Annotated in this window: 4 protein-coding genes and 2 pseudogenes; 5 read left to right on the top strand and 1 reads right to left on the bottom strand. The window is 68.7% G+C overall.

Annotated elements, in window-relative coordinates; genetic code table 11:
- Positions 1–335: pseudogene (locus FVW20_RS05410) on the bottom strand (glycosyltransferase family 9 protein); the annotation flags it as partial.
- A 156-nt stretch (positions 336–491) separates the two neighbouring features.
- Between FVW20_RS05410 and FVW20_RS05405 the strand changes: the two are divergent.
- The 5 genes and pseudogenes from FVW20_RS05405 to FVW20_RS05385 all read left to right on the top strand — a co-directional run.
- Complete coding sequence (locus FVW20_RS05405; protein ID WP_167127323.1) at positions 492–998, top strand: NUDIX domain-containing protein; 507 nt, start codon at positions 492–494, stop codon at positions 996–998.
- A 156-nt stretch (positions 999–1,154) separates the two neighbouring features.
- A complete protein-coding gene (gene glgA, locus FVW20_RS05400) occupies positions 1,155–2,621 on the top strand; it encodes a glycogen synthase GlgA (protein WP_196608618.1) in 1,467 nt (488 codons plus the stop codon).
- Positions 2,622–2,695: 74 nt separating this feature from the next.
- The gene (gene glgB / locus FVW20_RS05395; protein ID WP_196608617.1) at positions 2,696–4,627 is read left to right on the top strand and encodes a 1,4-alpha-glucan branching protein GlgB; all 1,932 of its coding nucleotides are present in this window, start codon (positions 2,696–2,698) and stop codon (positions 4,625–4,627) included.
- Positions 4,628–4,840: 213 nt separating this feature from the next.
- Positions 4,841–5,839, top strand: a complete 999-nt coding sequence (locus FVW20_RS05390; protein WP_196608616.1) for an isoaspartyl peptidase/L-asparaginase family protein — start codon at positions 4,841–4,843, stop codon at positions 5,837–5,839.
- 173 nt (positions 5,840–6,012) lie between these two features.
- Positions 6,013–6,355 (top strand): annotated as a pseudogene (locus FVW20_RS05385) (4-hydroxythreonine-4-phosphate dehydrogenase PdxA); the annotation flags it as partial.

Genomic DNA, 6,355 nt, shown 5'->3' with positions numbered 1-6,355 from the left:
GCCGGTGCGCGGTCCAGGCAGAACCACGCCACGGTGGCCCCGGCCAGCGCGTCCGGCCAGGCGGATGCATCCGTCTCGCCGTACAGTCCGTTCAGCGCCCGGCGCATGGTTGGCGGGCAGGGTGCGTAGCCCAGCGGGGCCAGCCAGCGCATGCGTTCCATGTTGCCCGCGAACAGCAGGCGCGGGGTATCCTTGCCGCCTTGCGCCACGGCGCGTTCCGGCCTCGCGCCGCCCGGCGTACCAGCACCCCGCGCCAGCGCCAGCAGGGCTGGCCAGGTACACAGGAAGTCGCCCAGCGCGCCGTTGTGCACGGCTATCAACTTGTCACTTTTCATCTCTGCGCGTACTCTGTGAAAGTGGTGTCGTATCCTCGCCGCCTACCGGGACAGCCTGTTCCGGCCTGCGGCGACGGGTGGGAGGTTCGGGTCAGCCCGCCCGCAGCCTCCTTGCATCAACCTCGTCCACAACCGGCAAGAACGGACACGCCCGCCATGGAACACCGCGTACCCTGCCCGCACTGTGGCGGCCCCGTGGTCATGTACCGCAACCCCCCGCCCACCGTCGACATCCTCATTCACGAGCCGGGGCGGGGCATCGTGCTCATCCGGCGGCGCAACGAGCCGCCCGGCTGGGCGCTGCCCGGCGGATTCATCGACTACGGCGAATCGGCGGAGGCGGCGGCGGTGCGCGAGGCCCGTGAGGAAACCGGACTGGACGTGGAACTGACCGGCCTTGTAGGGGTGTATTCCGAACCGGGGCGCGACCCGCGCCACCACACCCTCAGCGTGGTCTATGCCGCGCAGGTGCGGGGCGGTGCCGTTGCCACCTCGGCGGCGGGAACCTTTGCCGCCCCCGTTGCCGGAGACGACGCGGCGGATGCCCGGTTCTTTGCGCCGGACGATCTGCCGCAACCCATGGCCTTCGACCACGCGAAGATCATCGCCGACTGGCTGCGCGACCGGGGTTGTTGCCCGGAGCGCAAGGGGGAGGGGGCCTGAGCCGTCCCGCGTCGGCAGACCAGACGTGCCGCCCCGCCTGGTGGGGTAATGGTTTTGTCGGGGCCGCCGCCCCGGCAAGATGGGGACGCACGCGCCGGAAGGCGCGCAACGCGTCGCGCGGAAACGCCGCGCGCGCAAGGGGAGGAACGCGCGATCATGCGACGTGAGGTCGTTTTCGTCACCTCGGAAATGTATCCCTTCTCCAAGAGCGGGGGGCTTGGCGACGTGCTGGGCGCGCAACCCCTGGCCCTGCACCGCATGGGCGTGCCCACTTCGGTGATCACGCCGTTCTATGGCCGCTTGCGCACGGCGGACTACGGCATCCACCTGACCATTTCCGACTGCCACGTGGGCTACCCGTGGGCCCCCATCACCTGCGACGTCTACGAGGCCGACTACCACGGCATGAAGGTGTACTTCGTGCACCGTGGCGAATACTTCGACCGCCGCTACTACTACAACGACCACAAGGGCGACTATTTCGACAACTGCGAGCGGTTCATCTTCTTCTGTCGTGCCGTCATGGCGCTGCTGCGCCGTCTGGGCACGCCACCCGCCGTGCTGCACGCCAACGACTGGCAGAGTGGGCTGGTGCCCGCCTATCTGCATTTCTGGCGGCAGACCGACCCGTTCTGGGCCGATACGCGCAGCGTCATGACCATCCACAACCTGGCCTTCCAGGGGCGGTTCGCCTCCCGGCTGTTCACCGGCTGCGGCCTGCCGCCGCAGGCGTGGACCATGAGCGGGGTGGAATTCTGGGGCGACTTCAACCTGCTGAAGGCTGGCATCGCCTATGCCGACATGGTCACCACGGTCAGCCCCAGCTACGCCCGCGAAATCCTGGGGCCTGCCTACGGCTGCGGGCTGGAGGGCATCCTCCTGGCTCGCCAGCACGCGCTGCACGGCATCCTGAACGGGGCGGACTACGGCATCTGGAACCCGGCGCAGGACAAGTTCCTGCCGTGCCGCTACGGGCCTGACGATCCGCAGGGTTTTGCAGGCAAACAGCGCTGCAAGACGGCCCTGCTGGATGAACTGGGCCTTGCGCCGGAACTGGCCCACCGGCCCGTGCTGGGCTTCATCGGGCGACTGCGCGGGCAGAAGGGCATAGACCTGCTGCTGGACATCGTGCCCCGGCTCATGGAGCGCAACGTGGGCGTGATCATCCTGGGCGAGGGCAACCTTGCGCACGAGGCGCGGGCGCTGGACCTGATGGAAACATACCGGGGCAGGCTGTGCGCCGTGGTGGGCTACACGGAAGACCTGGCCCACCGCATCCAGGCGGGCAGCGACATCTTTCTCATGCCCTCGCGCTACGAGCCCTGCGGCCTGACCCAGATGTACGCCCTGCACTACGGCACCCCGCCCGTGGCCACCGCCGTGGGCGGCCTGCGCGACACCATCGTGCCGTGGCCGTCGCCCGAGGCCACCGGCTTCACCTTCGGGCGTTCAGACCCGCAACTGTTCCTCGAAGCCATCCTGGACGCCGTGCACTACTGGGAACACGACACCGAAGGCTGGCGCGCCATGATGACCCGCGCCATGCGCCAGGACTTTTCGTGGGAACGGGCCGGGCGCAGCTACGTGAACCTGTACCGGCAACTGGGATTCGATTTTTCCTGATTCCGGCCCGCCGCAACCGCCCCCCCCTGCCTCCTTCCGAACCGGTTGACCCCAAGCCACTGGACGAACACGCCATGCAGCTTACCCTCCCCGCCTTCATCGAGCCCTTCGACCTGTACATGTTCGGCAAGGGCGAACACTGGGACCTTTACCGGGTGCTCGGCGCGCATCCCCTGGCGCAGGACGGCGCGGAAGGCTACCGGGTGGCCGTGTGGGCGCCCTCCGCCCGCGAGGTGTATCTGGTGGGCGATTTCAACGACTGGCGCTGGGGCGAATATCCGCTGTACCCGGTGGGGGTTTCCGGCGTGTGGGCGGCCTTCGTGCCCGGCATGCGCAAGGGCGCGCTGTACAAGTTCGGCATCCGCACCGGGGATGCGGGCGGCGGGCGCATCGTCTACAAGACGGACCCCTTCGCCCTGTACGCCGAAATGCGGCCCGGCGTGGCCGCCGTGGCCTGGGACATCGACAACCACCAGTGGACCGACGACGACTGGATGCAGCGCCGCGCGGAGGCGGGGCCGCCGCTGCGGCAGGCCGTGTCCATCTACGAGGTGCACGCGGGCTCATGGCAGCGCAAGACCGACGGCACGGGCGTGGGGGGCCATCCCTTCCTGTCGTGGGACGAACTGGGCGACGGGCTGATTCCGCACGTGCGCGATCTTGGCTTTACCCACATCGAACTGCTGCCCGTGGCGGAACATCCGCTGGACCAGTCATGGGGCTACCAGACAGGGCACTACTATGCGCCCACCTCGCGCCACGGAACGCCGGAAGACTTCAAGCGCTTCGTGGACCGCTGCCATCAGGCGGGCATAGGGGTCATTCTCGATTGGGTGCCCGCGCACTTTCCCAAGGACGACTGGAGCCTTGGCCGTTTTGACGGCACGGCCCTGTACGAGCACCTGGACCCGCGCCGGGGCGAGCACCCGGACTGGGGCACCTTCATCTTCAACTATGGTCGGCACGAGGTGCGCAACTTCCTGCTGGCCAATGCCCTGTACTGGCTGCGCGAATTTCACATCGACGGGCTGCGCATGGACGCCGTGGCCTCCATGCTCTACCTAGACTACTCGCGCGAGGACGGCGACTGGCTGCCCAACGATCACGGCGGGCGCGAGAACCTGGACGCCGCGGAGTTCCTGCGCCAGCTCAACGTGGTGGTGCACGGTCAGTTTCCCGGCGCCATGACCATAGCGGAGGAATCCACGGCCTGGGCCGGGGTTTCGCGCCCGGTGTACACCGGCGGCCTCGGCTTCACCTTCAAGTGGAACATGGGCTGGATGCACGACACGCTGGACTACTTCCGGCACGAGCCGGTGCACCGCGCCTACCACCACAACGCGCTGACCTTTTCGCTGCTGTACGCCTTCACCGAGAATTTCGTGCTGCCGCTCTCGCATGACGAGGTGGTGCACGGCAAGGGCGCGCTGCTGTCCAAGATGCCCGGCGACGCCTGGCAGCAGCAGGCCAGCCTGCGCGCGCTGTACGCCTACATGTGGGCGCATCCGGGAAAGAAGCTGCTGTTCATGGGTGGCGAGTTCGGCCAGTGGAGCGAGTGGGACGAAAGCCGCGCGCTGGACTGGTGCCTGTACCAGTTCCCGGCGCACGGGGGCATCCACGCCCTGCTGCGCGACCTGAACGGAATCCTGCGGCGCGAACCGGCAATGCACGCCCACGACCACGAATGGACGGGCTTTCGCTGGATGGACTTTTCCGACTGGGGCGGCTCGGTGATCAGCTTCGTGCGGCAGTGCCCCGACCGAGAAGGCGCGCCGCCCGTGCTGTGGGTGTTCAACTTCACCCCGGTGGTGCGCGAATACTACCGGGTGCCCGCACCCAGGGGCGGTACCTGGCGCGAGGTGCTGAACACCGACAGCGAGTACTACGGCGGATCCAACGTGGGCAACGGCGGCGAATTGCAGGCCCGTACCGACGAGTGGAGCGGTGGGCATCACCTTGTGCTGACCCTGCCGCCGCTGGCGGGGGTGGCCCTGATGCCGGGGTAGCCCGAACGCAGCGCCAGAGGCACGACGATTCGTGCTGTATGCAAAAGGGGGTACGTCCTTCCCGCATGCCCGCGTGGCCTGTCTCCCTTCCCTTGCCCTTTCCCCCTGCCTTTCCCCTTCACCTTCGGTCCGCAATTGCGTAGATTCCGCCCCGTCCTCGCAGAGTGCATGAGGCACGCCGCGCGGGCGCATTCCGGAACCGCAGAGACACACATGACCCAACCGAGAATCATCGTGCACGGCGGCGCGTGGACCATCCCCGCCGACCGGCAGAAGGCCCACATCGACGGTTGCCGCGCGGCGGTGGACGCCGTGTGGGGCGAACTGCAACGCGGCATGCCCGCGCTGGAGGCCGTGCGCCTGGCCGTCAACGTGCTGGAGGCCGACCCCACCTACGACGCAGGGCGCGGGGCCGTGCTGAACGCCGACGGGCAGATCGAACTGGACGCCGCCATCATGGACGGGGCCACCCTGAACTTCGGGGCCGTGGCGGCGGTGCGCAACTTCCTGCACCCCGTGGACATCGCCCGCAAGGTCATGGACACCGAATTCTGCTTTCTGGTGGGTGAAGGGGCGGAGCGTTTCGCGCACGAGGCGGGCATTGGAGCCATCGACCCCGCCGAACTGGTGGTGGAGCGCGAAGTGCGCCTGTACAACGAACTGCGCGCCCGCGCGGGCTTTTCCACCCACGACGCCTTCCGGCCCCAGGCCGGGGGGAACGGGGCGACGGGGGGTGCCGCCGCTGCGGACGGCACCGCGTGCAACTGCCCGGTGGGGCCGGAACCGGCCATGCCCAAGGGTACGGTGGGGGCGGTGGCACTGGATGCGGCTGGCAACATCGCCGCCGCCACCTCCACCGGCGGCACCCCCATGAAGCGGCCCGGACGGGTGGGCGATTCCCCCCTGTGCGGCGCGGGCACCTACGCGGACAACGAAACCGGCGGGGCTTCCGCCACCGGCTTCGGCGAAGGCATCATCCGGGTGCTGATGACCCGTTCCGCCTGCGACTTCCTGCGCGATGGCGGCGCATCCCCCGATGACGCCGCCCGCAGGGCCATCGAACTGCTGCATCGCCGGGTGGCGGGCCACGCCGGGCTGATCATGCTGGACCGGCAGGGGCGCTACGGCGTGCACTGCAACACCGAGCACATCGCCCATGCCTATGCCCTGCCGGGCGGCGGCATCCATGCTGATGTGGAATTGCGGCGCTGACGGCGGTACGGCTTCGGGAAACATGCACGGCGGCGGCAGGCTTCGGCCTGTTGCCGCCTTTCGCATGTGGCATCCAGCCTGTCTCCCGCGAACGGGCCGTACGCCATGCGCAAGGGGCGCGCGCACCCATAGGCATATGGACAGCCCGCGCGAATGCGCATAGCCTGTGCGGCATGCGTGCGGAACCGTTGCTGATAACCCTTGGCGACGCCAACGGCCTCGGGCCGGAACTGGCGTGCCGTCTGCTGTCCGGCCACCTGCCTGCCCATCTGCCCACCCATCTGCCCACCCATCTGGCAAACCGGGTATTGCTGCTGCTGGGGGCGGAAGCCTCCCTGCGGGCGCATCTTGCCCTTGCGGGCAACATCCCCTTCTGGACGCGCGTGGACGACCCGGCGCGGGTGCTGGCCCCGTCTGGCGAGTCAGCCGCCCCCGGCGTGTACCTCTACGAGCCGCCGGGGCTTGCCGACATCCGCGTGCAGGTGGGCCAGGCCACCCCGGACGGGGGCAGGGCGT

Source organism: Nitratidesulfovibrio oxamicus (assembly GCF_015731765.1).
GTDB lineage: Bacteria > Desulfobacterota > Desulfovibrionia > Desulfovibrionales > Desulfovibrionaceae > Cupidesulfovibrio > Cupidesulfovibrio oxamicus.
The sequence above is the reverse complement of the archived record's forward strand: the minus strand, read 5'-3'. Positions and strand labels throughout refer to the sequence as shown.

Bases quoted from the DNA above. Each gene is read 5' to 3' on its own strand.
- FVW20_RS05390 (WP_196608616.1), top strand. From the start codon at position 4,841: ATGACCCAACCGAGAATCATCGTGCACGGCGGCGCGTGGACCATCCCC.
- glgB (WP_196608617.1), top strand. From the start codon at position 2,696: ATGCAGCTTACCCTCCCCGCCTTCATCGAGCCCTTCGACCTGTACATG.
- glgA (WP_196608618.1), top strand. From the start codon at position 1,155: ATGCGACGTGAGGTCGTTTTCGTCACCTCGGAAATGTATCCCTTCTCC.
- FVW20_RS05405 (WP_167127323.1), top strand. From the start codon at position 492: ATGGAACACCGCGTACCCTGCCCGCACTGTGGCGGCCCCGTGGTCATG.